Consider the following 26,522-nt stretch of genomic DNA (forward strand, 5'->3'; position numbering starts at 1 on the left):
CGAGCGGCGCGCCGGCGGGAATCGCAAATTGCGCCTTGCGGCTAGCGGCCTCGACGGCCGTCGCGGGGAGCACGACGCCGGATACGCACGCAACAACGATCCCGAGACGGAGAATACTCAACGGCTACAAGGCTCCGCGCCAACGCCACGGCCTTCCGACAGCCGCGTTTGTAAGGCCAGCCCTCTACGCCAGCCAGTGCGCTCTTTGCCGCTCTCCGCCCCCATGGCGCCGACGACCGCCCCACCGTTGCCCGAAAACCCAGCAGGAGCCCGATCGCACGGGTCCCTTTCCCAAACGTCATTGACCTGGGCGCCCCCATCAACAACCATGACGCCAATAAGACAATTCGGGGTGTTCAGGAAATTTCCATGGCGTGGGCGGAAACGACCGGTGCCAGGGGCGAGCCGGAGGGATTGGCGCATGCGTCGATTCCCTACCAGCAAGCCTTACGCGCTTTCTTTCGGCGTCGCGCCGACGGACACGAAATCGACGACCTGATTCAGGAAGTTCTCCTGCGGCTGCACAATCGCCGACAGGGCGGCGAGGTGACCAACCTCTCCAGCTTCATTTTCCAGACCGCGACCAACGTGCTGCTCGATCGCCGCCGCCGCGACACAGTGAGGCGCCGGGGCGCGCACTGCGAGCTGGAAGAGGCCCATCACCCGCTCGACGAATTGTCCCCCGACCGGATCTTGCAAGCCAAGCAGGAAGCTTCCGTGGCGCTGGACGCCCTCAATCAACTTTCTCCCCGCACCCGCGCGGCTTTCATGCTCGTCCGCTTCGAGGGCTTGAGCTACAAGGCTACCGCAGCGCAACTCGGCATCTCGGTGAGCGCTGTCGAGAAACACGTCACCAAGGCGCTCCGGATCGTCTCGATCCGGCTGCAGGAAATCGATGAACGACAACCAACGACAAATCGGTCCTTCCGGTAGCCCGGACGCCGCGTCGTGGTTTGTGCGTTTGCAGCGCCATCCCGACGACAGGGATGTCCAGAACGAGTTTGAGACCTGGCTGGCGGCCGATCCGGCCCATCGCGACGACTGGGCCCTGGTCAGCGGCGCGTGGGACCGCATCGGCGACCTCAAGGACGATCCGCAGGTCATGGCCGCGCGCGAAGCGCTTAAGGCCGATCTCGCCGCCGAGCGGCGGCGCCCGCACATGCGGTGGGCGGCCGGCATCGCCGCCACCGTCCTCGCCGCCGGTTCGATGCTCGGCTACGGCTCCTGGCGTCAGGCGCAGGACCAGAACGCTGCGCCAGCCGCGGTGGTCGCCGCAGCGCCGCAGGCGCTGGCCGTCTACCGCACCCCGATCGGCGGCCAGCAGGTCGTGACGCTGCAGGACGGCTCGAGGGTCACGCTCAGCACCGACACCGAGGTGCGGCTGACCGACTGGAACAAGCAGCGCAGCCTGACCCTGGTGCGCGGCGAGGCCTATTTCGAAGTCGCCAAGAATCCGGACAAGCCGTTCGTGGTGAGCGCCGAGGGGCGCACGGTGACCGCGCTCGGCACCGCTTTCGACGTCCGTGTCGATCCCGGCGAATGGTCGGTCAGCCTGATCGAGGGCAAGGTCCGCGTGGCCGGCGCTCATGCCACCGTCGACATGGCGCCCGGCCAGCACCTGGCTCAGAGCGGCTCGGCCCCATGGACTCTCGAGGCGCGCAACCTGGCCGACCTGACGAGTTGGCGCGAAGGCAGCCTGGTGTTCGAAAACCGGCCGCTGGCGTCCATCGTCCAGGAAATGAACCGCTATTCGACCCGCAAGGTGCGCATCGCCGATGCGCGCCTCGCCGCGACGCCGCTCAGCGGACGCTTCAGAACCGGCGACATGGCCGGCTTCGTCGCCACGCTGGAAGCCTACGGCATGGTCAAGGCGGGCCACACCTCCGCGAACCTCATCGACCTATACCCGCCCGCCGGCGAGTGAGGATTTAGGACGCCGCTGCGTCTTGGAAGGGAGCGGCCGCGCCCTTATGCGCCGCCGTCCTGGAGGACCCATGAAACTGATTTCCAAGGCGCTGGCCACCAGCGCGCTTTGCGCTACGGCCTGGCTCGCCGCCTCGGCCGCCGTCGCCGCCCCGCTGACCGCCGCCGACAAGGGCCAGCTGACCGCGGCCGTCGACGCCTACACCCCGAAGATGAACGACGCGGCTCTGAAGATCTGGAGCTACGCCGAGCTCGGCTACCAGGAAACCAAGAGCAGCGCCCTCCTCCAGGATCAGCTCAAGGCCGCCGGCTTCAAGGTCCAGGCCGGCGTCGCCGGCGAACCGACCGGCTTCGTCGCCAGCTTCAAGAACGGCTCGGGTCCGGTTATCGCGATCCTCGCCGAATTCGACGCCCTGCCCGGCCTGAGCCAGGCCGCCGTCCCCACCAAGACCCCGATCGCCGGCCAGGACAACGGCCACGGCTGCGGCCACAGCCTGTTCGGCGCGGCCTCGGTCGCCAGCGCCGTGGCGCTGAAGCAGTGGATGGTCGCCAACAAGGTCCAGGGCGAAGTGCGCGTCTACGGCACCCCGGCCGAAGAAGGCGGCTCGGGCAAGGTCTACATGGTCCGCGACGGCCTGTTCAACGACGTCGACATCACCCTGCACTGGCACCCGGGCAACACCAACTCGGCCAACCAGGGCACCTCGATGGCCAACATCAGCGGCAAGTTCCGCTTCTACGGTCAGTCCAGCCACGCTTCGGGCGCGCCGTGGGCCGGCCGCTCGGCCCTGGACGGCGTCGAGATCATGAACGTCGCCAACAACTACCTGCGTGAACACATCCCGGACCGCACGCGGATCCACTATGTAGTCACCAACGGCGGCAAGGCCCCGAACGTCGTCCCCGACTTCGCCGAGGTCTACTACTACGTCCGCAACGCCGACCCGAAGATCGTCGTCGACGTCATGGACCGCGTGAAGACCGCCGCCCAGGGCGCGGCCATGATCACCGGCACCAAGGTCGAGTTCGAGCAGACCGGCGGCGTCTACAACCTGCTGCCCAACGACGTGCTGGGCAAGGTCATGTACCAGTCGCTGTCCGACGTCGGCGGCATCACCTGGACCGCTGAAGAGACCAAGTTCGCCCAGGAGCTCGCCAAGTCCCTGCCGAAGGGCGGCGGCGACCTCAGCTCGGTCGGCAAGATCCAGCCCTACAAGGACGCCGACACCTCGGGCGACGCCGGCGGCGGCTCGACCGACGTGGCGGACGTGTCGTGGGTCACCCCGACCGTGGGCCTCTCGACCGCCACCTTCGTGCCCGGCTCGGCCGGCCACAGCTGGCAGAACGTCGCGGCGGCCGGCATGAGCATCGGCCTCAAGGGCGCGGCCGTCGCGGCCAAGACCCTGTCGCTGACCGGCGCCGAGCTGCTGTCGAACCCGGAGCTGATCGCCCAGGCCAAGGCCGAGCTGAAGCAGCGCCAGGGCTCCGACTTCGCCTACAAGTCGATGGTCGGCGACCGCAAGCCGCCGCTCGACTACCGCAAGGCCGGCGGCGCCGAGTAAGCCGCATGGGGGTCGGCTGCGCCGGCCCCCATTTTTTTCAACGCTCCGGTATCCCCCGCCGCGCTGAATTTTGGTCCGCAACCGCAGGTGCGGAATCGAACCCCGATTGCGTCTCGTCTACTGAGGCTGGTCCATTTGTGGGACCGCCAGTTCTGGCAATCGAGACGGGGGATGGAATGACGCGAAAACACGCAATGACGGGCGCCGCCCTGGCGCTGGTCATGATCATGGGCGGAGCCGCCAACGCGGCGAGCATCACCCCGCCGAGCGAAGCCTTCGCCCAGAACCCGGGCAGCGACTACTTCCTCGCCGACTACACGGCCTACGAGGCCTATCTGAAGACCCTGGCGTCCCAATCGGACCGCATGAAGCTGGTCGACTTCGGCAAGTCCGAAGAGGGCCGGACGCAGTGGATGGCTGTGGTCTCGTCGCCCGCCAACCTCGCCAAGCTCGACCACTACAAGGCGATCTCCAAGCGCCTGGCCAAGGCCGAGGGCCTGTCGAAGGAAGACGCCGCCAAGCTGGCGGCCGAAGGCAAGGCTGTGGTCTGGATCGACGCTGGCCTGCACGCCACCGAGACGGTGACCTCGCAGGGCCAGATCCAGGTGCTCTACCGGATGCTGACCATGAACGATCCGGAGACGCTCCGGATGCTCGACGACGTCATCATCCTGTTCGCGCACGACAACCCGGACGGCATGGAACTGGTGTCCGACTGGTACATGCGCCACGAGGACCCGAACAAGCGCGAGTTCAACTCGATCCCGCGCCTGTACCAGAAGTACGTCGGCCACGATAACAACCGCGACAGCTACATGTCGCAGATGGCTGAGACGACCAACGTCAACAAGCAGCTGTTCCGCGAGTGGTTCCCGCAGATCATCTTCAACCAGCACCAGACCGGCCCGACGGGCATGGTGGTGTTCGTTCCGCCGTTCCGCGACCCGTTCAACTACAACTACGACCCGCTGGTCATGACTTCCCTGCAAGAAGTCGGGATGGCGATGCACAGCCGTCTGGTCGCCGAGGACAAGCCCGGCTCCGGCGCGCGTAGTGCGGCGTCGTACTCCACCTGGCACAACGGGATGGAGCGCTCGATCGCCTACTTCCACAACTCGATCGGCCTGCTGACCGAGATCATCGGCGGCCCGACCCCTGAGTCCGTGAAGCTGGTGCCGAACCTGCAGCTGCCGAACGGCGACCGGCCGATGCCGATCGCCCCGCAGACCTGGCGTCTGTCGCAGACCGTCGAGTACCAGTGGACGATGAACCGCGCGGTCATCGACTACGCCTCGCGCAACCGCGAACGCCTGCTGTCCAACATCTACAAGATGGGCGCGAACAGCATCGAGCGCGGCTCCAAGGACAGCTGGACGACCACGCCGACCAAGATCGACGAGCTGAACGAGGCGGCCAAGAACGCCAAGCCCGGCGCCGAGGACGAAATGATGGCCTCGTTCTTCGGCCGCGCCGGCGCGGTCGATCCGAAGCTCTACAGCGTGCTGCAGAAGCCCGAGGAGCGCGATCCGCGCGGCTTCATCATCCCGTCGGATCAGGCCGACATGCCGACCGTCACTGCGTTCGTGAACGCGCTGATCAAGACCGGCGTGGACGTCGACCGCGCCACCAAGGCCTTCAAGGTCGGCGCCAAGACCTACCCGGCCGGCTCCTACGTGGTGAAGGCCGCGCAGGCCTATCGCCCGCACGTGCTCGACATGTTCGAGCCGCAGGACCACCCGCACGACCTCGAGTATCCGGGCGGCCCGCCGAAGGCGCCGTACGACATCACCGGCTACACCCTGGCCTATCAGATGGGGATCAAGTTCGACCGCATCCTCGACGGCTTCGAGGCCCCGACCGAACGCCTGCCCGACCTCGTGCCGGTGCAAGCCGGTTCGGTGAAGGGTTCGGGCAAGGCCGGCTGGCTGATCAGCCATGAGACCAACCAGAGCTTCACCCTGACCAACCGCCTGCTGAAGGCCGGTCAGCCGGTGTTCTGGCTGAAGGACGGCGCCAAGGCCGGCAAGGACAGCTTCGGTCCGGGCGCGATCTGGGTTCCGGCCTCGGCCGAGGCTCATGCCGTGATCGCCAAGGGCGTGAAGGATCTGGGCATCGACGCCTTCGCCGTCGGCGCCAAGCCGGCCGGCGAGGCCCTGCCGCTGAAGCCGGTCCGCATCGGGCTGGTCGACGTCTATGGCGGCTCGATGCCCTCAGGCTGGAACCGCTGGCTGTTCGAGCAGTTCGAAGCGCCGTTCGAGGTGGTCTATCCGCAGCGTCTCGACGCCGGCGACCTGGCCAAGGACTACGACGTCCTGGTCTTCGCCGACGGCGTGATCCCGGCCCCGCAGGGCGGTCCGTTCCGGGCCAGCCGCAGCTTCCCGCAGCCGAAGGCCGAAAACATCCCCGCCGAGTTCCACCCGTGGCTGGGCGCGATCACCGACGACAAGACGCTGCCGCAGGTGGCCGACTTCGCCAAGAACGGCGGCACGGTGATCACCATCGGCTCCTCTTCGCGTCTGGCGACCGTGATCGGCGCGCCGGTCGAAGTGGCCGTGGCCAAGAAGGACGGCGACAAGCTCGTCGGCCTGTCGAACAAGGAATTCTACATTCCGGGTTCGGTGCTGCGCGCCAAGGTCGATAACCGCCAGCCGCTGGCCTACGGCGTCCCGCAGGACGTGGACGTGTTCTTCGACCGCAGCCCGACCTTCAACCTGAAGGCCTCGGCCAGCGGCGTGGCGCGCGTCTCGTGGTTCGACACCGACGCTCCGCTGCGCAGCGGCTGGGCTGTCGGCCAGGAGAAGCTCAAGGGCTCGACCGGCGTCCTCGACATCGACGTGGGCAAGGGCAAGCTGTTCGTGATGGGTCCGGAAGTCACCCAGCGGGCGCAGTCGTACGGGACCTTCAAGTTCCTGTTCAACGGCCTGCTCTACGGCCCGGCCGTCGCGAAGAAGTAGGCGTCTCCCCAGGACGCCTAGCGCCGGGCAAGCTCGCCCGGCGCCAGGAGCGCCGGGCCTTCGGGTCCGGCGCTTTTCTTTTGCCCGCGCCGTCGTCACGTCCCTTAGGAGCGCGCAACAAGAAGGGCGCCGGTCTTTCGACCGACGCCCTTCGCCGCCAAGGACGCAGCGGCTTGTGGCGGCCGGGGCGGTGGGGCCGCCCCGGCCTCCGTTTGTCTTAGAAACGCTTGCGCACGCCCACGTAGTAGGTGCGGCCCATGACGTCGTAGTTCTGTTGGTCGTAGTTGTACTCGGTGTCGCCAGCCTGCGGCGGGTTCTGGTTGAACAGGTTGTTGACGCCGAACCGCAGGTCGGTTTCCCACGGCAGCTTCACGCGGCCGTTCAGGTCGAAGATGTTGTAGGCCTTCACACCGCGCGCGGTGCTGGTGGGGGTGACCACGGTGGCCGAGTTCTTCATCTCGCTGATATAGCGCCAGCGCAGGCCGACGCTGGCCGGGCCGCGGGTGTAGGTGGCCGAGGTGACCGACTTCCACTCCGGGTGAGCCTGACCGGCGCTGGTCTCGACGGCCGTGCCCCAAGTGCCGGCGTAATCGTAGGTGGCCGCGTTCGGCAGGTTCTGGATCTTGAACTGGTCCAGCCAGCCGACCGAGACGTTGATCGCCAGTTGGCCGGCGTCGTCGCTCAGACCGACGTCCATCAGGTCGATGTTCCAGTCGAATTGGAAGTCGATGCCGGTGGTCTCGAACTGACCGAGGTTCTGCAGCGGCTGAACCGGGTTCAGCGGCACGCCGGACGCCGTGTTACGGGCGATCAGCTGGCAGTAGTAGTTGGTCGGATCGAAGGTCGGGTTGGCCCCGCCGGCGTTGTAGCAGAACTGGAACGAGTTCTTGACCGGCAGGCTGCCGACCGCGTCCTTCACCTTGATGCTGTACCAGTCGATCGACGCCGACATGCGGCTCAGCAGCGGGTGTTCGAACGGCGACTGGATGACGGCGCCGAACGAGAAGGTATCGGCGGTTTCTTCCTGCAGGTCCGGGTTGCCGCCGGTGAGGGCGAACACCTGGGCCGTGCCGAGCTGGTAGCTGTCGATGATCGCGGTCGGGACGCCTTGGGCCAGGCAGAGCGCCCGGACCTGAGCGGCGTCCGCACCGCGGCGGAACGACGAGCGGACGTCGCAGGGGTCGCCGTCGGTGTTGGTCGGGCCGGCGGTGCCGATGGCGACCGAGCCGGTCGAGACCGGCGCGTAAAGTTCGCCGACGCTCGGGGCGCGGATGGCGCGGTTGTAGCCGCCGCGGAAGCGCAGGCTGTCGATCACCGACCAGTCGAAGTCGACCTTGTAGGTGCTGATCGCGCCGACCGACGAGTAGTCCGAGAAGCGGTAGCCGAGGTTGGTGTTCAGCTCCTTGACGAGCGGCAGGTCCTTCAGGAGCGGAACGAGCAGTTCGCCGAAGGCTTCGTAGGTGTCGACCGAACCCGAAGCGTCACGCAGCACGCTGTAGCCCAGAACGTCCGAGGTGCCGTCGGGCTGGTTCAGCTGGCTGTCCGGGGTGAAGGTGTACTCGTTCGAACGGTAGTCGACGCCGGCCGCGAAGCGGATCTCGCCGGCGGGCAGTTCGAACAGGCCGCCCTGGACGCTGGCTTCGACGATGCGCTGTTCCAGCTCGTTCTGGTTCAGCGTGCGGCGGCTGATGTAGCGGATGCAGTCGCCCGACGGCGTCAGGTTGCCGAAGGGGTTCCAGCCGCCGGCGCAGTATTCCGTGCCGCCGGTGGGGCTGCGGAGCAGGCGATTGACCGCGCTGGCGCTGGCGCCGCCGTTCTGCTCGTTGTCGAACTTGGCCTTCGAGAACGAGGCGTAGGCGTCCCAGGTCCAGTCCTTGAACCCGACGTCGCCCGAGAGGCCGCTCGTCAGCTGGTAGACGGTGTAGCTGTACTTCTGGATCCGCGGGCCCAGGATGTTCAGGGCCTTGTAGAAGGTGAAGTCGGCGCCCGGGGTCGGACGCGAGGCCAGGATCGTGCGGAAGTCGGCCGGGATGTAAGGGTTCGAGACCGGAACCGTCAGGCCGTAGACGTTCGAGGCCAGTGTCGGGTTGGTGATGCCGACCGACTCGTAGTCCGTGAAGGTGAACTGGGTGAAGAACTTGATGTTGTCGGTCAGGTCGTAGTCGATCTTGCCGAACACCGCATAGCGGTCGAGGTCCGACTGCATCGAGGCGCCGTCATAGCCGAAGTTGACCTGCTGCTGCGTGCCGGCCGCGTTCGAGTTGACGATGTAGGCGTCGTTGGTTTGCGGATCGCGGAAATTCCGCACCGGCACGCCAGCGGTCGAGAAGATCGTCTGGTCGGTGTTGAAGCCGATCTGGCCGGTGTAGCGGCCAGCGGCGTTGCCGGTCAGGGCCGGGGTGCCGTACTTGCCGACGAACACGCCGTTGACCGAAGCCAGGGTCGGCAGGTTGGCGCCGAACAGCACCGTGCCCTGCGGAATGGTCGAAAGGCCCGGGGTGGTCAGGCGGAAGACGAACCAGTCGCGGGCGCTCTGCAGGGCGATGTCGCGGTTGGTGTAGTCGACCGAGATCACCGCGCGGCCGCGGCCCTCGTCGAACGCCCGACCGGCGGTCAGCGAGGCCTTGAAGGATTCGCCGTCACCGTGCTCGGAGATGCCGTACTGGCTATCGACGGTGATGCCTTCGAAGTTGCGCTTCAGGCGGAAGTTCACGACGCCGGCGGTGGCGTCCGAGCCGTAGGCGGTCGAGGCGCCGCCGGTGATGACTTCGACGTTCTCGATCAGGGCTTCAGGGATGGTGTTGAGGTCGACCGAACCATCGGGGTTCGACGGCTGCAGGCGGCGGCCGTCCATCAGGATCAGGGTGCGCTTGGCGCCGAGGCCGCGCAGCGAGGCGTACGACTGACCGCCGTTCAGGCCGGTCGAGGTCGAGCCGGTGTTGCCTTGACCGAACGAGCCGGTGAACTGCGGCATCTGCGACAGCGACTTTTCAACAGTCACCTGGCCGGTGTTTTCGATGGCCGCCTGACCGACGGACACAATCGGGCTGTTGGCGACATAATCGGGACGGGCGATACGCGAACCGGTGACGACCACCTCTTCAACCGCGGTGGTTTCCTGCGCCTGGGCCATCCCGCCGGCGAGCAGGGCTCCATACGCGACGCCCCCCGCCATCAACCACTTCAAAGAACTCGAATTCATCCGTCCGCCCTTGTTATTTGACGACGCACCCCTCGCGCGTCCGCAGCCCAAGACGCAGGGGTTCCAAGGACCCACATGTCCGACCTGTAATTTTTCGCAGGCGGCCGTCCGGCCCGCGCGGAGTGCGGCTTTTGCGTCTCGCCTGGACCGCCGGCGCCTACTGGACAGGCTCCCGCCTGGGTTCGCACAATGCGCGCGCATGCTCGCGCGCCGGGCCGGCGATTGTTCAGTGAACGGAAGTTGAGACCTTGCTCGCCGCCCCGCCCCCGCCGTCGCCCGCCATCGCCCAGACGCTGGACCAGGCGCGCGCCCTGGGCCGGGCCGGCCGCCTTGCAGAGGCCGAGCGGCTGTATCGCAGCGTGCTCGCCGCGGACCACGCCTGCGTGCAGGCCGCCGTCGCCCTTGCCCGCCTGCTGACCGGATCGGGCCGCGCGGCCGAAGCCGAGGCGCTGGCCCGTCCCTTCACCGAGGGCGAGCGCCCTTGGCATGAGGCGCTCTCGGCGCGAGCGGCGGCGCTGAAGGCGCTCGACCGCAAGCCGGAGTCACTCACGGACTACCAGCGCGCCGCGCAGCTCAACCCCGGCAGCGGCGTCGCCGCTCACAATGTCGCCTCCGGCCTCGGCGACGCCGGCCGCGACCGCGAGGCCGCCGCCGAGGTCGAGCGGGCCTTTTCGCTGGGCCTCGACGCGCCCGAGACATGGCTGGTCTATGGCCGGGCGTTGCAGGGCCTGCGGCGGTTCGACGAGGCCGAGAACGCCTTCCGCAACGCGGTGACCCGGCGGCCCGCCTATGCCGACGCCCTGCGCGACCTGGGGCAGCTCATCTGGATGCGGTCGGGGGACGCCGCCCTGGCTCTGGCGCCGATCGAGGCGGCCCTGGCCGCCGCCGAGCCGCCGCTGCGGCCGCTGCTGTCCGGGGTCAAGATCCGCCTGCTGAACCACGTCGCCGGCGAGGCGCAGGCGCTGGCCTTCGCCCAGCGGGCGCTGGCCGCGACGCCGGGCGATCCGCGCCTGGCGCTCGAAACCGCGGCGCTCTCGCTGAGCACCGCGCCGGAACGCAGCCGCGAGCTCTGCGCCGCGGTCCTGGCCCGCACCCCGCGCGATCCGTCCGCGCGCCGCGCCATGGCGCACGCCTGCCTGGCGCTCGGCGACAGCGAGACCGCCGCCCAGATCGCCGAGCAGCTGCTGGCGGACAACGCCACCGACCAGGAGGCCGCCGCCGTTCTGGCCACCGCCTGGCGGGCAGGCGGCGATGACCGCTACCGCAGCCTCTGGGACTACGACGCGCTGGTCCGCGCCCAGCTCATCGACACCCCGGACGGCTGGACCAGCCTGGACGCCTACCTAGCCGACCTGCGCCTCGCCCTCGCCGACCTGCACGCCCTGCAGGCCCATCCCCTAGAGCAATCGGTCCGCGGCGGCACCCAGACCTCGCAGAACCTCCTGGCCTCCGAGCATCCGGCCATCCGCGCCTTCTTCCAGGCGATCGAAGGGCAGCTCGCCGCCTACCGCGCCGCCATCGGCGAGGGCCCCGACATGTTCCGCGCCCGCAACGGCGGCGGCCACAGGGTGCTGGGCGCGTGGTCGGTGCGGCTACGCCCCGGCGGCTTCCACGTCGATCACATCCATCCGCAGGGCTGGATCTCGTCGGCCTGCTACATCGACGTGCCGCAGGCGCTGGGCGACGACACCGACCGCGCCGGCTGGCTGCGCTTCGGGGCCCCGCCGATCCCGACCCGGCCGCTGCTGGAGGCCGAGCACTTCGTCCGCCCGCAGCCCGGACTGCTGGCCCTGTTCCCATCCTACATGTGGCACGGCACCGTCCCGTTCGGCGGCGACGACGTCCGAACCACGATCGCGTTCGACGTCGTACCGGACTAGGGTCTGTACTCAATAGGGTCTAGCGCGGCGTTGGCGTTGCTGATTCAAGGATTCCGGAAGGAGCCTTGGATATGGCGAAGCAGGTTCAGTGGCTTAGCGACGAAGAATGGGCTCGGATCGAGCCGTTGCTTCCGCGAGGTCGTAAGGGCGCCCATCGGGTGGATGATCGCCGGGTGATCTCGGGCATTGTCCATATGCTGAAGAGCGGAGCTCGCTGGCGCGATTGCCCACCGGAGTTCGGGCCCTACACGACCGTCTACAACCGTTTCAACCGCTGGAGCCGCCAGGGGCTCTGGCTGCAGATGTTTGAGGCGCTGACGGGCCACACCGGCATCTATGGCGCGGCGATCGACGCTACCCACGTCAGGGCGCACCGGTCGGCGGCGGGCGCAAAAGGGGGGCCTTCCTCCAAGCCATAGGCCGCTCGCGTGGGGGCCGCACCACCAAGATCCATGGCCTGGTCGACGAGCGCGGCCGGCCCAGGGTGCTGCTGCTCAGCGCCGGAAACATCAACGACATCAGCATGGCTCACGCCCTGATCCAGGCCACAGGCCCCTTCCAGAAGCTCCTGGCTGACAAAGGCTACGACGCCGACCATCTGCGCAGGCGGCTCGCCGAGCGCGGGGCCGAGGCGGTGATCCCTTCCACCACCTCTCGCCGAACTCCAATCCCCTACGACGCCAACGCCTATAAGGACCGAAACCGCGTCGAGCGCATGTGGTGCAGGCTAAAAGACTTCCGACGCATCGCTACCCGCTACGACAAGCTCGCAAGGAACTACCTCTCGGCCGTCCTGCTCGCCGCAACCTACGCATACTGGCTCAATTGAGTCCGGACCCTAGGCGGCCGCCCGCCCTTCCTCCGAAAAGGTTATGGCCGGGCGACGATTTGGCATGAGGCGCCGGCGACCACGTGCGTCTTGATGGAAAGTCGGAGTTTCGCGGTTCACGCCGCACCGACCGCCTTCCACGAGCCATGAGCCGCCTATGAACCGTCGCTTCGCCCTGCTGATCGTCCTTTCCATGGTGCTCGGCGTGGGGGTCGGATGGGCCTGTAACCAGTTCCTCAGCCCCGACCAGGCCAAGCAGGCGGCCGAGGGCCTGTCGCTGATCACCGACGTCTTCCTGCGGCTGATCAAGATGATCATCGCCCCGCTGGTCTTCACCACCCTGGTAGCCGGCATCGCCCACATGGAGAACGCCGCGGCCATCGGCCGGATCGGCGCCAAGACCATGGGCTGGTTCATCTGCGCCTCGATCGTCTCGCTGCTGGTCGGCCTGCTGATGGTCCACCTGCTGCAGCCGGGAGCGGGCCTGCACCTGGAGACCGCGGCCGCCGCCGCGCCCACCGCGGCCAATACCGACGCCTTCACGCTCAAGGGCTTCATCACCCACCTGGTGCCGACCTCGATCGTCGACGCCATGGCCAAGAACGAGATCCTGCAGATCGTCGTCTTCTCGCTCTTCGTCGGCACCGCGGTGGCGGCGGTCGACGACCGCGCTCCGGCCGTCGCGGTCCTGGTCGAACAGGGCGCGCAGATCATGCTGAAGGTCACCGAGTTCGTGATGAAGCTGGCCCCGCTGGCGATCTTCGCGGCCCTGGCCTCGACCATCGCGACCCAGGGCCTGGCTATGCTGGCGGTCTACGGCAAGTTCGTCATCGGCTTCTACGCCACCATGGGCGTGCTGTGGGTGCTGCTGTTCATCGCCGGCTTCATCGTCATCGGCAAACGCGTGATCCCGCTGTTCGGCGTGATCCGCACTCCGGCGCTGCTGGCTTTCTCGACCGCCAGCTCGGAGGCGGCCTACCCCCGCATCCTCGACGCCCTGCCCAAGGTCGGCGTGCGTCGCCGCATCGTCTCGTTCGTGCTGCCGCTCGGCTACTCGTTCAACCTCGACGGCTCGATGCTCTACTGCACCTTCGCGACCATCTTCATCACCCAGGCGCATGGCGTGCACCTGACGGTCCAGCAGCAGATCTTCATGCTGCTGCTGCTGATGGTGACCTCGAAGGGCATCGCCGGCGTGCCGCGCGCCTCGCTGGTGGTGATCATGGCCACCCTCACCTACTTCGGCCTGCCCGAGGCCTGGATCGCCATCGTGCTCGGCGTCGACCACCTGCTCGACATGGGCCGCTCGGCGACCAACGTGGTCGGCAACTCGGTCGCCGCCGCGGTTGTCGCCAAGTGGGAAGGCGAGCTGGAGGACATCGAGGACCAGGACCCCGACGCCCCCGGCGAGCCCGCCAAGGCCACCGCCTAGAGCAAAGTCTAGCCGGCGGCCGGCTTGGTCCAGGCGCAGACGCCCAGCGTCGCGCCCGCCTTCAGCAACTGCTCGGCCTGCGCCTTGGGAACCGCCCGCGAGCGGCCCGAGGCGCAGACCGCCGTCAGCTGCGAGCGCCCGGCGACGTCGAGCAGCAACTGGTCCCAATGCCGGTACTGCACGTCGTGCCCTTCGCCCGGATAGAGGCGCATCTCCACGACATTGGGCAGCTGCGCCTTCCAGCGCTCGGCGGTGTCGACGGTGACCTGATTGTCGGCGCTCCCCTGATAGATGAAGGCCGGAGCCTTCACCGCCGAGAGATCCGGGGCCGGGCCGCAATAGCGCATCACCTCGGCGACTTCCGGCGCCGGATCCCCCATCTGGCCGCGAATATAGAAGGCCCGCGCGCCCTCGTCGAAGGCGCGGTCGGTGAAGCCGGGGATCTGGTGGGTCGGGCTGTCCTTCGGGAAGCCCCACCAGCCTTCGGGTTCTGGACCTGCGGCTTGATCACGGCGGCGATCTGCTCGGCGGTGTACTTGCAGATCGGATCGCCCGCCGGACGCTGGGTCGCGGCGGCCAGCAGATGCAGCGAGATGAAGCGCTCGGGCATGGCTGCGGCGACCTGCGCCATGTACGGCCCGCCGCCGGAGATCGCCACGCCGGACATCCGCTGGACGTTCAGGTGGTCGAGCACGGCCCGCACCTCTGCGACATAGTCGCCATAGCCCCAGCCGGCGATGATCGGGCTGTCGCCGAAGCCGTTCCGCTCGACGGTGATGAACCGCAGCTTCAGCTGCTTGCGCATCGACTTCAGGAATTCGGTCATCTCGAAGGCGCGGGCGCTGGTGCCGGTGCCGCCCATGAACAGCACCGGACGGAACCCGGCCTCGCCGGTGTCGGTGTAGTGGACCGTGCGCCCGTCGGCGGTCTTCAACATCTGGACCGCCACCCCGAGATCATCGAACGCCAGCGGCAGGTCGCCCACCTTGGCGACCGTCGGCGGCTCGGCGTGGGCGGCCGTCGTCGCCAGCAGGCAGGCGGCAAGGGTCAGGCTCAGAATTTTCAATGACGTCTCTCCCCGATCGTCGCGCCAGTAGGCGCAGTTCGAGACGCTTTTCCAGGGGCGCCGTGGCGTCAGCCCCGGCCTATGAACGGGTCATGTCGCTCAGGAATACGATGGTCTCGACCGCGGCGGCGAGAACCGCCCCGATGACCACCAGGTCGAAGACGCGACGCGCCCAGACCAGCATCGGATTGCGCCGCACGACCGGCGCCTCGTCGGCGAAAGTAAACCGCATGGTGTCCTCCGTTGGGACGTCTTGCCCCCTCGGAGAACGGTCGCCGCAAGGCGCGGGCCAGGTCGCTACTTGGCCAGCATCGCCCAACTCCAGAGGCCCAGGCAGGCGATCAGCAGGGTCCACATGAAGACGCGAAGAAGCATCCAGCCGCTCGGAGGCGGCTTCCGCGGCGAAGGCTCCTCGTACTGGATGGAAAAGCGCGTCATGCGCGGACGAATAACGGCGTTCCCTCAATCTCCCGTAAACGGTTTTGGTTAGTTTCTGCGCCCTTAACCCTAATGTTCGCGTCAAGGTTTAAAGGAGTTGACCAATGCACGCCGGATCCTACCTCTGCCGCGCCGTTCGCTACGAGGTGGACGGCGATCTGCCGCCCATCCAGCTCTGCCATTGCGGCGCCTGCCGCAAGGCGCAGGGCGGGCCGTTCGGCGCCAACATCCCGCTGGAGAGCGCCAACTTCCGCCTGCTGAGCGGCGAGGACCAGTTGACCGCCTACGAGTCCTCGCCCGGCAAGGAGCGGGTCTTCTGCCGCCGCTGCGGCGGCCCGCTGTTCAGCCGCCTGGCCAGCAAGCCCGGCGCGATCCGGCTGCGCGCGGGCACCCTGGACGCGCCGACCGACGCAAAGCTGGGCTTTCACTTCTATGTGGACTCCAAGGCGTCGTGGTGGCCGATCACCGACGACCTGCCGCAGTATCCAGACGCGCGCCCCTAGCGAATTCGGACCTGGTCCAGACTCTGCCCTAGCGAACCGGATTGCGCCGCGCCACGCCCCCGCCCGGCAGTTCGACGCGGAAGTCGCCGAAGCGGACGTCCGGCGACATGTAGTCGGTCGAGACGTACTGCGCGCCCGAGGCGAAGGCCGCCTCTCGGCGGGCGAGATCGCCGCTGCGGGCCTCAAGCGTGTCGGCGTCGGCTCGGGTGCGCACGATGATCCCCGCCTTCACCGCCGCGGCGATACGGGCCGACTGCGCCAGCGGTTCGTTGAGGGTGATGTAGCCCGCCGCCGGCGAGGTCTCGCCGATGTTCACGAACATGACGCGTCCTTCCAGCGAGCGGCGCTGGCCGCGATAGACGGCGACCTGCTGCGGCGGCGCGTCGAGCGCGAACATCACCTTGCCCCGGGCGGCCTTCAGCGTCGGCCAGGCGCCGGCCGCCACCGCTTCGCGCAGGCTGTGGCGGCGGCCCTGCACGTCGCCAGGCGTAATCAGGTCGCGCGCGGCGAAGACGGAGCGGATTTCTCCGTCGACCGCGTCCATCGCCGCGGCGTCGAAGACCGGCGCTTCGACCGCCCCAGGAACCTTCAGACCACCTTCCTTGAGGTTCAGAAGCACCAGGATCGGCAGGTGGTCCGGATGGGCCTTCGACCAGTCGGCGATCTGGCGCAGGCAGTCGGTGAACCTTGGGCAACTCGATCGGTAGTCGACGTCCTGGACGTGCATCACCTTCATGCCCGGCGCGCGCAACGGCGCCAGGTCGTAAGCCAGGTCCGGCGCCATCCTCATGGCCAGGGGCGCGGCGTAGCGCCCGCCCTGCGGATCGCTCAGCAGATCGAGCTCCAGTTGCCGGGCCCCGGCGTCGAGCTGAGAGGCGAGCGGCGGATGCGCATAGTCGAGGCCGTCGGCCTGCTTGGGATCGACGGCCCGCAGCAGCGCCATCTGCTTGGGGGCGATCGCCTGCTTGTAGGAGTTATGGGTGCCGATCGCCTGCAGGTCGTTGAGCTTCAGGGCGTCGACGGCCGCCCGCGTGCATCCGGGCTCGCCGCTCGGCGTCTCGAGGTCGCAGCCCGCGTGGATCGCGACGGCCGCGGCGATGGCTGTGATGATCATTTCTCCCCCTTCACGCCCAGAGCCTCAGCCCGCGCGCTCGACGCTGATCTCCAACGGCTGGTCCGGATGCTCGCCGCGCGCCACCCCGCCGATCAACTCGCAGAAGCGCTCAGGCCAGATACGGTCGCTGGTGGCGGCGATCTCGTCCAGGCTCCACCAGCGGATGTCGTCGATGAGATCCCGTTCATATGGCTCCCAGCCGTCGCGCGTCGGCTCCCCGCCACGGCATCGGGCGATGATGTAGCTTTCTTTGAACAGGACGATCTCGCCGGTGACCAGGGCGCTGACCGACTGTCGGACCCAGACGATCGGCCCCAGCTCTACGCCCTCGACGAAGCCGGTCTCCTCGGCGATCTCGCGCAGAGCCGCCTCGACCAGCGTTTCGCCCGGCTCGACGCCGCCGCCCACGGTGAACCAGGACGAGGTGTGCGCGGGCCTGTTCGGCAACCGCCCCTTCAGCAGCAAGATGCGGCCGGCCTCGTCGAACAGCAGGACCCTGGCCGTCGGTCGTTCGCGCATGCGCCCTCCTGGATGGCTGGGACGACAAGCCCCGGCGGCCCGCCGCATTTATGGCGAACCTTGGTCTCAACGTGAAATTAATCGCACTGGATGAGGATGCGACCCCTCTCGCGGGATGGAGATCCACGGCTTGTCACTAGCTCCTCAGCGCCTGCTCGGCTTCGCCTTCGCGAGTGCGGATCTCCTGCTGGAGCTGGCGCCGGACGGTCGCATCGCCCTGGCCATCGGGGCCAGCGAGGCGTTGTCCGGGTCGGCCGAGACCGATCTCGTCGGGCGCGCTTGGCGCGACTTCATCGATCCGCGCGACCGGATGATGGTCGCCGCCCTGCTGGGCAGCCTGAAGGACGGCGGCCGTGGCGGCCCGATCGTGGTCGGCCTGGCCGGCGAGGAGGGCGGCCAGCGCGCCGCCTCGATGACCGCGTTCAAGATGCCGGGAAACGGCGGGGCGGTCTCCTGCGCCCTGAGCCGGGCCGCCCCCAAGACCCGACATGACCTGCACGACAAGTCCGGCTTCGAGGCCGCCACTGGCGCCCTGATCGAGTCCGCGCGCGCCACCGGCGAGGAACTGGAGATGGCGTTCCTGGAGTTTGGCGGCCTGGAGGCCCTGCGCGACCGGCTCGGCCCCGAGGCGTTCATGGCCCTCGAACAGCGCCTGATCGGCGGCCTGCGGGCGCAGTCGCATGGCGGCTCAGCCGCCGCCAGCCTCGGCGCGGACCGCTTCGCGCTGGTGCGCCAGAAGGGCGAAGGCGTCGACTCTCTGGTCCAGCGCCTGATCGCCGGCGTGTCGTCGGAAGCGACCCCGAGCCTGAGCGCCAGCGCACGGCTGATGAGCCTGCAGTCGACCGCCTCGCCCGCCCAGTTGGCGCGCGCGATCCGCTACGCCCTCGACAACTTCATCGCCGAGGGCGTCAGCGACGGATCGCCCCTCGACCTCAACGACATGGTCGATCGCTCGATCAAGAAGACCCTGGCCGATGTCGGCGTGCTCGGCGCGGCGGTGAACGAGAAACGCTTCCGCCTCGTCTACCAGCCGGTGGTGGATCTGAATGCCGGATCGGCCCTGCACCACTACGAAGTGCTCGTGCGGTTCGGCGACAGCGCCAGCCCCTATCCGATGATCCGGATGGCCGAAGAGCTCGACATGATCGAGCCGCTCGACATCGCGGTGGTCGAGGAGACGATCGGCCGGCTCACCGCAGAGCCCGACCTGAAACTCGCCGCCAACGTCTCGGGCCGCACGATCGTCAGCCCAGCCTTCGTGACCGCTGTCCGCCAGATGCTGGCCAAGTCGCCGACCGTCGCCGGGCGCCTGCTGCTGGAGATCACCGAGAGCGCGGCCATCGACGACCTCGCCTTGGCCGACCGCCACCTTTCGGCCCTGCGCCAGGAAGGCTGCATGATCTGCCTGGACGACTTCGGAGCCGGCGCCGCGTCGCTGGCCTACCTGCAGCAACTGACCCTCGACATCGTGAAGATCGACGGCCGCTATATCCGCGAGCTCCAGCACGGCGGCCGCGAAAGCACCTTCATCCGCCATCTCGTGCGCATGTGCGCCGAGCTAAAGGTCCGGACCATCGCCGAAATGGTCGAGAACGCCGCCGCCGAGGACGCGGTCCGCCGGGCCGGCGTCGACTTCGCGCAGGGCTGGCTCTATGGGGCGCCGAGCGACATTCCCGCTTCGCGACAAGAGACGGTCGTCGCGGTATCTGCGGCCAGGCGCCCAGCCGCCCGGCGGGTCGGCTCGGTCGATAGTTGGGGCTGATGACCCAACCGCGCTTCACCACCGAACGCCTGATCCTGCGCCCACGTCAGGCCAGCGACCTCGACGACAGCGTCGCGGTCAACAGCGATCCGGAGGTCATGCGCTATCTGGGCGCGATCTGGCCGCCCGAACGCCAGCGTGCGCACCTGTCGGCGCAAATCGACACCGACTTCGGCGAGGGCCTAGGCTACTGGAGCCTGTTCGAACAGGCCGCGCCGAAGCAGATGCTGGGCTGGGCCCTGTTGACCCCGCTGCCCGCAACCGACGACGTCCAGATCGGCTACCGCCTGCGGCGCGACGCCTGGGGCCGCGGGATCGCGACGGAAGCGGCCGGCCGGTTGATGGAGCACGCCTTTTCGAGCCTGAAGCTGCCGGCTCTCGCCGCGACCGTGCATCCCGAGAACGTCGGCTCCCAACGCGTCATGGCCAAGCTCGACTTCACGGATGTCGGAACCTACGAGGCGGGCGGCAAGGTCGAGCGCCTGTACCGCCGGCTCGCCTGACGGCCAGCGTCGCCACGTAGAGGACGCCCTGCGGCGACATCGGCATGGCGCGGCCGCTGATTTGGCCGTAATGCGGTCGGCCTCTTCAAAGTGCTGTCGTAGAACCACCGCATTCTGGGGACAGATACTGAACGCCCCCGTGACGGAACCTGGACCACGTGACCGACCCCAAGCCCGCCGACTGGAGCCGTAGGCTCGCCGCCTACAAACGCCCGCGCCTGTCGCGCAGCCTCTTCGAACTGGTCCTGACGGCCTCGGCCCTGGCCGCGCTGTGGGGCCTCGGCTGGGCCGCGTTCCACTTCGGGCTCTGGTGGCTGGCCCTGCTGATGGCCGTTCCGGCCGCGGTGTTCCTGGTCCGGCTGTTCATGATCCAGCACGACTGCGGCCACGGCTCGTTCTTCGAGGACAAGGCGGCCAACGACTGGGTCGGCCGCGCGATCGGCCTGCTGACCCTGACCCCCTATGACTACTGGCGGCGCACCCACGCGATGCACCATGCCACCTCCGGAAATCTCGATCGCCGCGGCCTGGGCGTCATCGAGATGCTGACCGTCGAGGAGTATCTCGCCCTGCCGCCGATCCGCCGGCTCGGCTACCGCCTCTACCGCAACCCGGCGGTGATGTTCGGGCTTGGTCCCACCTTCGTGTTCTTCCTGCAGCAGCGCCTGCCGATCGGGCTGATGAAGGATGGCTGGCGGCCGTGGGCCTCGACCCTCGGCAACACGGCCATCGCCGCGGCCGGCATCGGCGTCATGATGTGGCTGCTCGGCGTGGCGCCGGTGATCCTGGTCAACTTCACCACCATGGTCGTCGCCGCGACCATCGGCGTCTGGCTGTTCTTCGTGCAGCACCAGTACGAAGGGGTGTCCTGGTCGCGGAACGGCGTCTGGAAGCGCGATGACGCCGCCCTGCACGGCAGCTCCCACTATGATCTCCCCCAGCCGCTGCGCTGGCTGACCGCCAACATCGGCATCCACCACGTGCACCACCTGTCGGCCCGCATCCCCTTCTACCGCCTGCCGCAGGTGCTGAAGGATCACCCGGAATTGCACGACGTCAGCCGCATCGGCCTGTGGGACAGCTTCAAGAACGCCCGCCTGGCCCTGTGGGACGAACGCGCCCAGCGGCTGGTCTCGTTCCGCGACATCCGCGACCTGCCGCGCGCCGCCTGAAGCCCTGCCCTGGGGTCAACGTTGACACCCGGGCAGCCCTGAGCCCCAACTTCCTCCCAAAACACAATGACATTGGGAGGAGACGTCGTGAGCGCGTGGACATTCGCGGACGTCTGGGAGGCCATCGCCGCCAGACAGCCTGACCAGCCGGCCCTGATCCAGGGCGGCCGGGTCGTCACCTGGGGCCAGTTCGACGCCCGCGCCGACGCCCTGGCAGCCCACCTCGCAGCCCATGGCGTCTCGTCCGGCGGCAAGGTCGCGGCCTATCTCTACAACGGCCCCGAATACCTCGAGACCTACTACGCCGCCTTCAAGGCGGGCCTCGCGCCGTTCAACACCAACTATCGCTACGGCGGCGACGAGCTGACCTACCTGTTCGACAACGCCGACGCCCAGGCCGTGATCTTCCACGCCGGCTTCGCCGAGACGCTGGAGCCGCTGCGCGCCAAGCTGCCGACGGTGAAGCTCTGGATCGCGGTGGCCGAGCCGGGCCGGCCGGTCCCCGACTGGGCCGACGACTACGAGCAGGTGGTCGCCTCGCCACCCGCCCAGCGTCCGTTCAGGGCGCCCTGGGGCCGATCGCCGGACGACCTGCTGTTGCTCTACACGGGCGGCACCACCGGCATGCCCAAGGGCGTGATGTGGCGGCAGGACGACCTGTTCAACGTCATCGGCGCCGGCGGCCATGCGCTGATGGGTCTGCCGCCGCTGGAGACGGTCGGCGACATCGACGCGCGGATCGGGACCTATCCCTCGCCGACCACCCTGGTCTGCTGCCCGCTGATGCACGGCACCGGCCAGTTCTCGGCCTTCATCACCCTCAACATCGGCGGCGCGGTCGCCAGCCTGCCCTCGCGCAACTTCAACGCCATAGAGCTCTGGGACGAGGCGGTGCGGCTCAAGGCCGACAACATCGTCATCGTCGGCCTGGCCTTCTCGACCCCGATGCTGGAGGCGCTGGAGGCCAACCCCGGCCGCTGGGACCTGTCGAACGTCAAGGCGATGAGCTCCTCCGGCTCGATGTGGAGCCAGGAGAACAAGCGCGGCCTGCTCAGCCACGCCCGCAACGCCATGATCATGGATTCGTTCGGCTCGTCCGAAGCCGTCGGCCTGGGCGCCTCGGCCTCGGCGCCGGGCGCGGAGGCGGCGACCGCGGCCTTCATGCTCGGCCCCAACTGCGCGGTGTTCACCGAGGACGGCCGCCGCGTCGAGCCCGGCTCGGGCGAGCGCGGCCTAGTCGCGGTCTCCGGCTTCCTGCCGGTCGGCTACTACAAGGACGCCGAGAAGAGCGCCAAGACCTTCAAGGTCATGGAGGGCCAGCGCTGGAGCGTTCCGGGCGACTGGGCCGAGGTCAATCTCGACGGCACCCTGAAGCTGCTCGGGCGCGGCAGCCAGTGTATCAACACCGGCGGCGAGAAGGTCTTCCCCGAGGAGGTCGAGGAGGCGCTGAAGACCCATCCGTCGGTCCGCGACGCGGTGGTGGTCGGCGTGCCCGACCCGCGCTTCGGCGAGCGCATCTGCGCGGTGGTCGAGCCCGAGCCCGGCGCCGACCCGCCCAGCCTCGAGGACATGGCCGCCCATGTGAAGTCGAAGCTGGCCGCCTACAAGGCGCCCCGCGAACTGGTGGTCGTCCCCAGCATCGGCCGCGCGCCCAACGGCAAGGTCGACTACAAGGCCAGCCGCGAGCGGGCCCTCGCCGCCTTGGGCGTAGGCGCCTAGAGCCCTCGATCCTGTTTCATCCCGGTTGACTTGATTCAAGCCAACCGGGAAAGAGTCTAGCCCCGGCGGTCAGGCGCGCTTGGGTTCGGGCGAAACCTGGACCAGCAGCTTGCCGTCGTGGTCGCCGGTGAACAGCCGGCCCAGCGCGCCGACCGCGTTCTCCAGCCCGTCGACGATGTGGACCTTCCACTTGAGCTGGCCGCCGGCCACGAGCGGCTCCAGCTCGGCCATCGCCTCGGCCGCGCGCGGCAGATAGTCGATGACGATGAAACCCTTGATCAGGATGCGGTGCATCAGTACGCGCCCGAAATCGGACGGGCCGGGAACCGCGCCCTCGCGGTTGTAGGTCGAGATCATCCCGCACAGCGGCATGCGGCTGAAATTGTTCATGTGGCCGATGACGGCGTCCATCACATCGCCGCCGACATTCTCGAAATTGATGTCGACGCCGTTGGGGGCCAGCCGCGCCAAGGCTTCGCCGACGTCCTCGGACCTGTAGTCGATGGCGCCGTCGAACCCGAGGTCCTGGGTCAGCCATCGGCACTTCTTGGGACCGCCGGCGATGCCGATCACCCGACAGCCCTGCAGCTTGGCCAACTGGCCGACGATCGAGCCGACCGCGCCGGCGGCGGCGGAAACCACGACCGTCTCGCCCGGCTGCGGCTTGCCGATATCGTTGAGCCCGAAATAGGCGGTCAGCCCGGTCGCGCCGAGCACGCTCATATGCGCGGTCAGCGGCACGTCGGCCAGGTGCGGCACCCGCCGGGCCATGCCCTCGTGCACCACGGCATAGTCCTGCCAGCCGCCCAGGCCGGCGTTGACGATGGCGCCTTCCGGCAGCGCCGCGTTGCGCGACTGCTCGACCACGCCGATCGCCCCGCCGCGCATCACCTCGCCGATCTGCACCGGCGGCAGGTACTGGTCCTGGTCGCTCATCCAGATGCGGTGCGTCGGGTCGAGGGAGAGGTAGATGTTGCGGACCAGAACCTCGCCGTCCTGCAGCTCAGGCGTCGCGGTCTCGATCAGTTCCAGGTCGTCGGGAACGATTTCCCCGGCAGGACGGCGACGCAAAATCCACTGACGGTTGGTCGGCATGGGGATCTCCTTCCCAGAGGTTCCCCGATCATGGGCTGCGAGGCCGCACGGAGTCGAGCCGCTACAGCGGCTGCTCGCGTCGCTTCAGCCGCCCGCTGAGCAGGCTCAGCGCGCCTAGCGCCGCCAGCGGCAGCGCCACCTGCGGGCGCAGCAGCAGGCCCGCGTCGGGCGCGCGTCCGCCCAGGAACGCCTGCCCCAGGCCCGCGCCCAGATAGCTGTAGATCAGCGAGTACGGGATCGCCCCCACCGCCGTGGCCGCCACATAGGCGCCGAACGGAGCGCGCGCGCAGCCGGCCGCCAAGTTCACCAGGCCGAACGGACTGAGCGGCACCAGCCGCAGGGTCAGCAGATACCGGAACGGGGCGCGGTCGAACCCCTCCACCAGCTTGCGGAATCGCCCGCCGGTGAGGAACCGCCGAATGCTGTCGCCGGCCGCGAAGCGCGCCGCCAGATAGGTCATGATCGCCCCGAGCGTCGATCCGACGATGGTCGCCAGGGCGCCGATCAGCGGGCCGAACAAGAAGCCGCCCGCCAGCATCAGCACCAGGCCGAGCGGCACGAACGCGCCAGTGGCGACCGCATAGAGGACGATGAACACCGCCAGGGCAAGGAACGGCGCGGCCGCGACCTCGCCCCGCAGGCGGATCTCGTTGGCCTGGACGCTGTCGAACGAGAGGGTCGCCAGGCCGCTGGCGTAGAGCGCGACGGCCGCGCCGATCAAAAGCACCGCCGGAACCCACCGCACGAAGATGCGCAGGCGGGCCGGGCGTCGGTCTCTGTCGGTCTCGGTCATCCGGCCTGCGCCTTCGTCCGCAACGCGCGTCTCGTGGAGAACGCGCGATCACAGCCTAGGACTGATTTTGTGACCGCACCAAGACAGCTATTTGCGCTGCTCGACGCCCTTCTTCTTCCACGGCGGCTTGCCGCCCTTGGGACCGGGCGCGCCCGGCGGGCCCTTGAAGGCGGGTTTGCCGCCCTCGCGCGGGGGCCCCTTGCGGAACGGCTTGCCCTCGCCGGGCGGTCCCTTGCGGAAGGGCTTGCCGTCTCCGGCCGGAGGCCCCTTGCGGTGCGGGCCGCGCGGCTGGGCCGCGCCCGGCGGGCTGGAGGCCTCGATCTGGATTTCGTCGTCGGCCGTCGCCTTCACCGCCGCGGCGAACTTGGCTTCGGCTTCCTTGGAGATCTCGAACTTGGTCTCGCGATCGAAGATCCGGATCGAGCCAATGTCCTTCTTGGTGATGTGGCCCAGGCGGCAGATCATCGGGATCAGCCACTTGGGGTCGGCGTTCTTGGCCCGCCCGACGGTGATGCGGAACCAGGAGACGTCCTCGGGCGCCAGACGCGGCGGGCGGCCGACCGGGCCGTCGTCACGGTCGGAGGGCTCCCAGCGGTCGCCGCGCTGCGGGCGCTCGCGGTCGCGGGCCTGGGCGTCGCGCATCCGCGCGTCGTCGTAGAGTTCTTCCGGCGCTGGCAGGCGCTGGCGGTAGAGCCGCATGAGGGCCGCGGCCACCTGTTCGGCGCTGCGGGTCTCCAACACCAGACGCGCCAGGGCCAGATCCTCTTCGGCCGGCTCCTCGGTGAGGATCGGGTCCTCAAGCATCCGGGCCTGGTCCTTGGCCTTGATCTCGTCGGCGGTCGGCGGGCCCTGCCAATGGACGTCGACCCCGGCCGAGGCCAGCAGCTGCTCGGCCTTGCGACGGCGGGTGTAGGGCACCAGCAGGACGGACGTGCCCTTCTTGCCCGCGCGGCCGGTCCGGCCCGAACGGTGCAGCAGGGCCGGCTTGTTGATCGGCAGGTCGGCGTGGATCACCAGGCCGAGGTCGGGCAGGTCGAGGCCGCGGGCGGCGACGTCGGTGGCCACGCAAACCCGGGCATGACCGTCGCGCAGCGCCTGCAGCGCTTCGGAGCGCTCACGCTGGCCAAGCTCGCCCGACAGGCCGACGACCTGGAAGCCGCGCTCGCGCAGAGCCGCATGCATGTGGCGCACGCCGTCGCGCGTGTTGCAGAACACCAGCGCGCCGGGCGCCTCGAAGAAGCGCAGCACGTTGACGACGGCCAGTTCGACCTCGTTCGGCGCCACGCGGACGGCGCGGTACTCGATGTCGCCGTGCGGTTCGTCGCGGCGCACGGTATCGATGCGCAGGGCGTTCCTCTGGTACCGCTTGGCCAGGGCGGCGATGTCCTTGGCGATGGTCGCCGAGAACAGCAGCGTGCGTCGGTCGACCGGCGAGGAGTCGAGGATCTCCTCCAGGTCTTCGCGGAAGCCCATGTCGAGCATCTCGTCGGCCTCGTCGAGGACGAGGACGCGCAAGGCGCCGAGATCGAGGTTGCCGCGCTCCAGGTGATCCTTCAGGCGGCCCGGCGTGCCGACCAGGATGTGACAGCCGGCGGCCAGGGCGCGCTGTTCGCGGCGCGGATCCATGCCGCCGACGCAGGTCTCGACCTTCGCGCCGGCCTGGCCGTAGAGCCAGCTCAGTTCGCGGGCGACCTGCATCGCCAGTTCACGGGTCGGGGCGATGGCCAGGGCCAGCGGCGGCCCGGCCTGGCCGAACCACTGCTCTTCGCCCAGCAAGGTCGGCCCGGCCGCCAGGCCGAACGCCACCGTCTTGCCCGAGCCGGTCTGGGCCGAGACCAGCAGGTCGCGGCCCTCGGCCTCTTCGGTCAGCACCGCCGCCTGGACGGGGGTGGGTTCTTCGTATCCCTGGCTCGCGAGCGCGCGCGCCAAGGCGGGGTGAATGTTGGGGAAGGCCATGGTCGTCCTTGAAGGTTCGCGCCACACACAAAAAGAGCGCGGGCGCGCCTTAGAGGCCAAGCAGGCGTCTACGGCAAGCCTTACAACGCGGAATTCGTAC

General features: G+C 68.6%; 21 protein-coding genes and 1 pseudogene. 12 read left to right on the top strand and 10 right to left on the bottom strand.

Annotation, left to right across the window (positions count from 1 at the left end; genetic code table 11):
• The first annotated feature begins 369 nt into the window (after nucleotides 1-369).
• The 4 genes from O4N75_RS16925 to O4N75_RS16940 all read left to right on the top strand — a co-directional run bounded on the left by O4N75_RS16925 (nucleotide 370) and on the right by O4N75_RS16940 (nucleotide 6,439).
• Nucleotides 370-933, top strand: a complete 564-nt coding sequence (locus O4N75_RS16925) for an RNA polymerase sigma factor (RefSeq protein ID WP_267230512.1) — start codon at nucleotides 370-372, stop codon at nucleotides 931-933.
• Nucleotides 896-1,924, top strand: a complete 1,029-nt coding sequence (locus tag O4N75_RS16930; RefSeq protein ID WP_269626627.1) for a FecR domain-containing protein — start codon at nucleotides 896-898, stop codon at nucleotides 1,922-1,924. Before O4N75_RS16925 ends, O4N75_RS16930 begins: the two co-directional genes overlap by 38 nt.
• A 70-nt stretch (nucleotides 1,925-1,994) precedes the next feature.
• Nucleotides 1,995-3,485 carry an amidohydrolase gene (locus tag O4N75_RS16935; RefSeq protein ID WP_269626628.1) on the top strand — a complete coding sequence of 497 codons (1,491 nt, stop codon included), beginning with the start codon at nucleotides 1,995-1,997 and terminating at the stop codon, nucleotides 3,483-3,485.
• 194 nt (nucleotides 3,486-3,679) lie between these two features.
• Nucleotides 3,680-6,439 (top strand): M14 family metallopeptidase, encoded by a 2,760-nt coding sequence (locus O4N75_RS16940; RefSeq protein ID WP_269626629.1) that lies wholly within the window; start codon nucleotides 3,680-3,682, stop codon nucleotides 6,437-6,439.
• Between the two features lie 217 nt (nucleotides 6,440-6,656).
• Here the strand turns inward: O4N75_RS16940 and O4N75_RS16945 are convergent, their stop codons facing one another.
• Nucleotides 6,657-9,614, bottom strand: a complete 2,958-nt coding sequence (locus tag O4N75_RS16945; protein WP_269626630.1) for a TonB-dependent receptor — start codon at nucleotides 9,612-9,614, stop codon at nucleotides 6,657-6,659.
• A 275-nt stretch (nucleotides 9,615-9,889) separates the two neighbouring features.
• Here O4N75_RS16945 and O4N75_RS16950 point away from each other — a divergent pair, with 275 nt between their 5' ends.
• From O4N75_RS16950 to O4N75_RS16960, 3 genes and pseudogenes are all read left to right on the top strand, one after another.
• On the top strand, nucleotides 9,890-11,521 hold the full coding sequence (locus O4N75_RS16950) for a putative 2OG-Fe(II) oxygenase (protein WP_269626631.1): 1,632 nt from the start codon (nucleotides 9,890-9,892) through the stop codon (nucleotides 11,519-11,521).
• A gap of 71 nt (nucleotides 11,522-11,592) precedes the next feature.
• Nucleotides 11,593-12,350 (top strand): annotated as a pseudogene (locus tag O4N75_RS16955) (IS5 family transposase).
• Between the two features lie 157 nt (nucleotides 12,351-12,507).
• Complete coding sequence (locus tag O4N75_RS16960) at nucleotides 12,508-13,782, top strand: dicarboxylate/amino acid:cation symporter (RefSeq protein ID WP_269626632.1); 1,275 nt, start codon at nucleotides 12,508-12,510, stop codon at nucleotides 13,780-13,782.
• A gap of 8 nt (nucleotides 13,783-13,790) precedes the next feature.
• Here O4N75_RS16960 and O4N75_RS16965 read toward each other — a convergent pair whose 3' ends face one another.
• From O4N75_RS16965 to O4N75_RS16980, 4 genes are all read right to left on the bottom strand, one after another.
• On the bottom strand, nucleotides 13,791-14,162 hold the full coding sequence (locus O4N75_RS16965) for a hypothetical protein (RefSeq protein ID WP_269626633.1): 372 nt from the start codon (nucleotides 14,160-14,162) through the stop codon (nucleotides 13,791-13,793).
• Nucleotides 14,129-14,848, bottom strand: coding sequence for an alpha/beta hydrolase (locus tag O4N75_RS16970; RefSeq protein ID WP_269626634.1), 720 nt, complete (start codon nucleotides 14,846-14,848; stop codon nucleotides 14,129-14,131). Before O4N75_RS16970 ends, O4N75_RS16965 begins: the two co-directional genes overlap by 34 nt.
• A gap of 79 nt (nucleotides 14,849-14,927) precedes the next feature.
• Nucleotides 14,928-15,080 (bottom strand): hypothetical protein, encoded by a 153-nt coding sequence (locus O4N75_RS16975; RefSeq protein WP_267230520.1) that lies wholly within the window; start codon nucleotides 15,078-15,080, stop codon nucleotides 14,928-14,930.
• 65 nt (nucleotides 15,081-15,145) lie between these two features.
• Nucleotides 15,146-15,286: a hypothetical protein gene (locus tag O4N75_RS16980; RefSeq protein WP_269626635.1), complete on the bottom strand. Its 141-nt coding sequence runs from the start codon at nucleotides 15,284-15,286 to the stop codon at nucleotides 15,146-15,148.
• Nucleotides 15,287-15,390: 104 nt separating this feature from the next.
• On the opposite strand from O4N75_RS16980, the gene O4N75_RS16985 reads away from it, so the two are divergent.
• Nucleotides 15,391-15,789 carry a GFA family protein gene (locus tag O4N75_RS16985; protein WP_269626636.1) on the top strand — a complete coding sequence of 133 codons (399 nt, stop codon included), beginning with the start codon at nucleotides 15,391-15,393 and terminating at the stop codon, nucleotides 15,787-15,789.
• Between the two features lie 28 nt (nucleotides 15,790-15,817).
• Here the strand turns inward: O4N75_RS16985 and O4N75_RS16990 are convergent, their stop codons facing one another.
• Both O4N75_RS16990 and O4N75_RS16995 read right to left on the bottom strand, forming a co-directional pair.
• Nucleotides 15,818-16,903, bottom strand: coding sequence for a phosphatidylinositol-specific phospholipase C1-like protein (locus O4N75_RS16990; RefSeq protein WP_269626637.1), 1,086 nt, complete (start codon nucleotides 16,901-16,903; stop codon nucleotides 15,818-15,820).
• Between the two features lie 24 nt (nucleotides 16,904-16,927).
• Nucleotides 16,928-17,422, bottom strand: a complete 495-nt coding sequence (locus tag O4N75_RS16995) for an NUDIX domain-containing protein (RefSeq protein WP_269626638.1) — start codon at nucleotides 17,420-17,422, stop codon at nucleotides 16,928-16,930.
• A 130-nt stretch (nucleotides 17,423-17,552) separates the two neighbouring features.
• On the opposite strand from O4N75_RS16995, the gene O4N75_RS17000 reads away from it, so the two are divergent.
• The 4 genes from O4N75_RS17000 (at nucleotide 17,553) to O4N75_RS17015 (ending at nucleotide 22,578) form a co-directional block, all read left to right on the top strand.
• Nucleotides 17,553-19,184, top strand: coding sequence for an EAL domain-containing protein (locus O4N75_RS17000; protein WP_269626639.1), 1,632 nt, complete (start codon nucleotides 17,553-17,555; stop codon nucleotides 19,182-19,184).
• A complete protein-coding gene (locus tag O4N75_RS17005; protein ID WP_269626640.1) occupies nucleotides 19,184-19,687 on the top strand; it encodes a GNAT family N-acetyltransferase in 504 nt (167 codons plus the stop codon). The genes O4N75_RS17000 and O4N75_RS17005 overlap by 1 nt, the downstream gene beginning before the upstream one ends.
• Before the next feature lie 158 nt (nucleotides 19,688-19,845).
• A complete protein-coding gene (locus tag O4N75_RS17010; RefSeq protein ID WP_269626641.1) occupies nucleotides 19,846-20,859 on the top strand; it encodes a fatty acid desaturase in 1,014 nt (337 codons plus the stop codon).
• A gap of 87 nt (nucleotides 20,860-20,946) precedes the next feature.
• Nucleotides 20,947-22,578 (top strand): AMP-binding protein, encoded by a 1,632-nt coding sequence (locus O4N75_RS17015; RefSeq protein WP_269626642.1) that lies wholly within the window; start codon nucleotides 20,947-20,949, stop codon nucleotides 22,576-22,578.
• 69 nt (nucleotides 22,579-22,647) lie between these two features.
• On the opposite strand, the gene O4N75_RS17020 is transcribed toward O4N75_RS17015, so the two are convergent.
• The 3 genes from O4N75_RS17020 to O4N75_RS17030 all read right to left on the bottom strand — a co-directional run bounded on the left by O4N75_RS17020 (nucleotide 22,648) and on the right by O4N75_RS17030 (nucleotide 26,422).
• Nucleotides 22,648-23,673 (bottom strand): NADP-dependent oxidoreductase, encoded by a 1,026-nt coding sequence (locus O4N75_RS17020; RefSeq protein WP_269626643.1) that lies wholly within the window; start codon nucleotides 23,671-23,673, stop codon nucleotides 22,648-22,650.
• Between the two features lie 61 nt (nucleotides 23,674-23,734).
• On the bottom strand, nucleotides 23,735-24,466 hold the full coding sequence (locus tag O4N75_RS17025; protein ID WP_269626644.1) for a TVP38/TMEM64 family protein: 732 nt from the start codon (nucleotides 24,464-24,466) through the stop codon (nucleotides 23,735-23,737).
• Between the two features lie 87 nt (nucleotides 24,467-24,553).
• On the bottom strand, nucleotides 24,554-26,422 hold the full coding sequence (locus tag O4N75_RS17030; RefSeq protein WP_269626645.1) for a DEAD/DEAH box helicase: 1,869 nt from the start codon (nucleotides 26,420-26,422) through the stop codon (nucleotides 24,554-24,556).
• Between the last annotated feature and the right edge of the window lie 100 nt (nucleotides 26,423-26,522).

It is taken from the genome of Phenylobacterium sp. NIBR 498073, assembly GCF_027286305.1.
Taxonomy (GTDB): Bacteria; Pseudomonadota; Alphaproteobacteria; order Caulobacterales; family Caulobacteraceae; genus Phenylobacterium.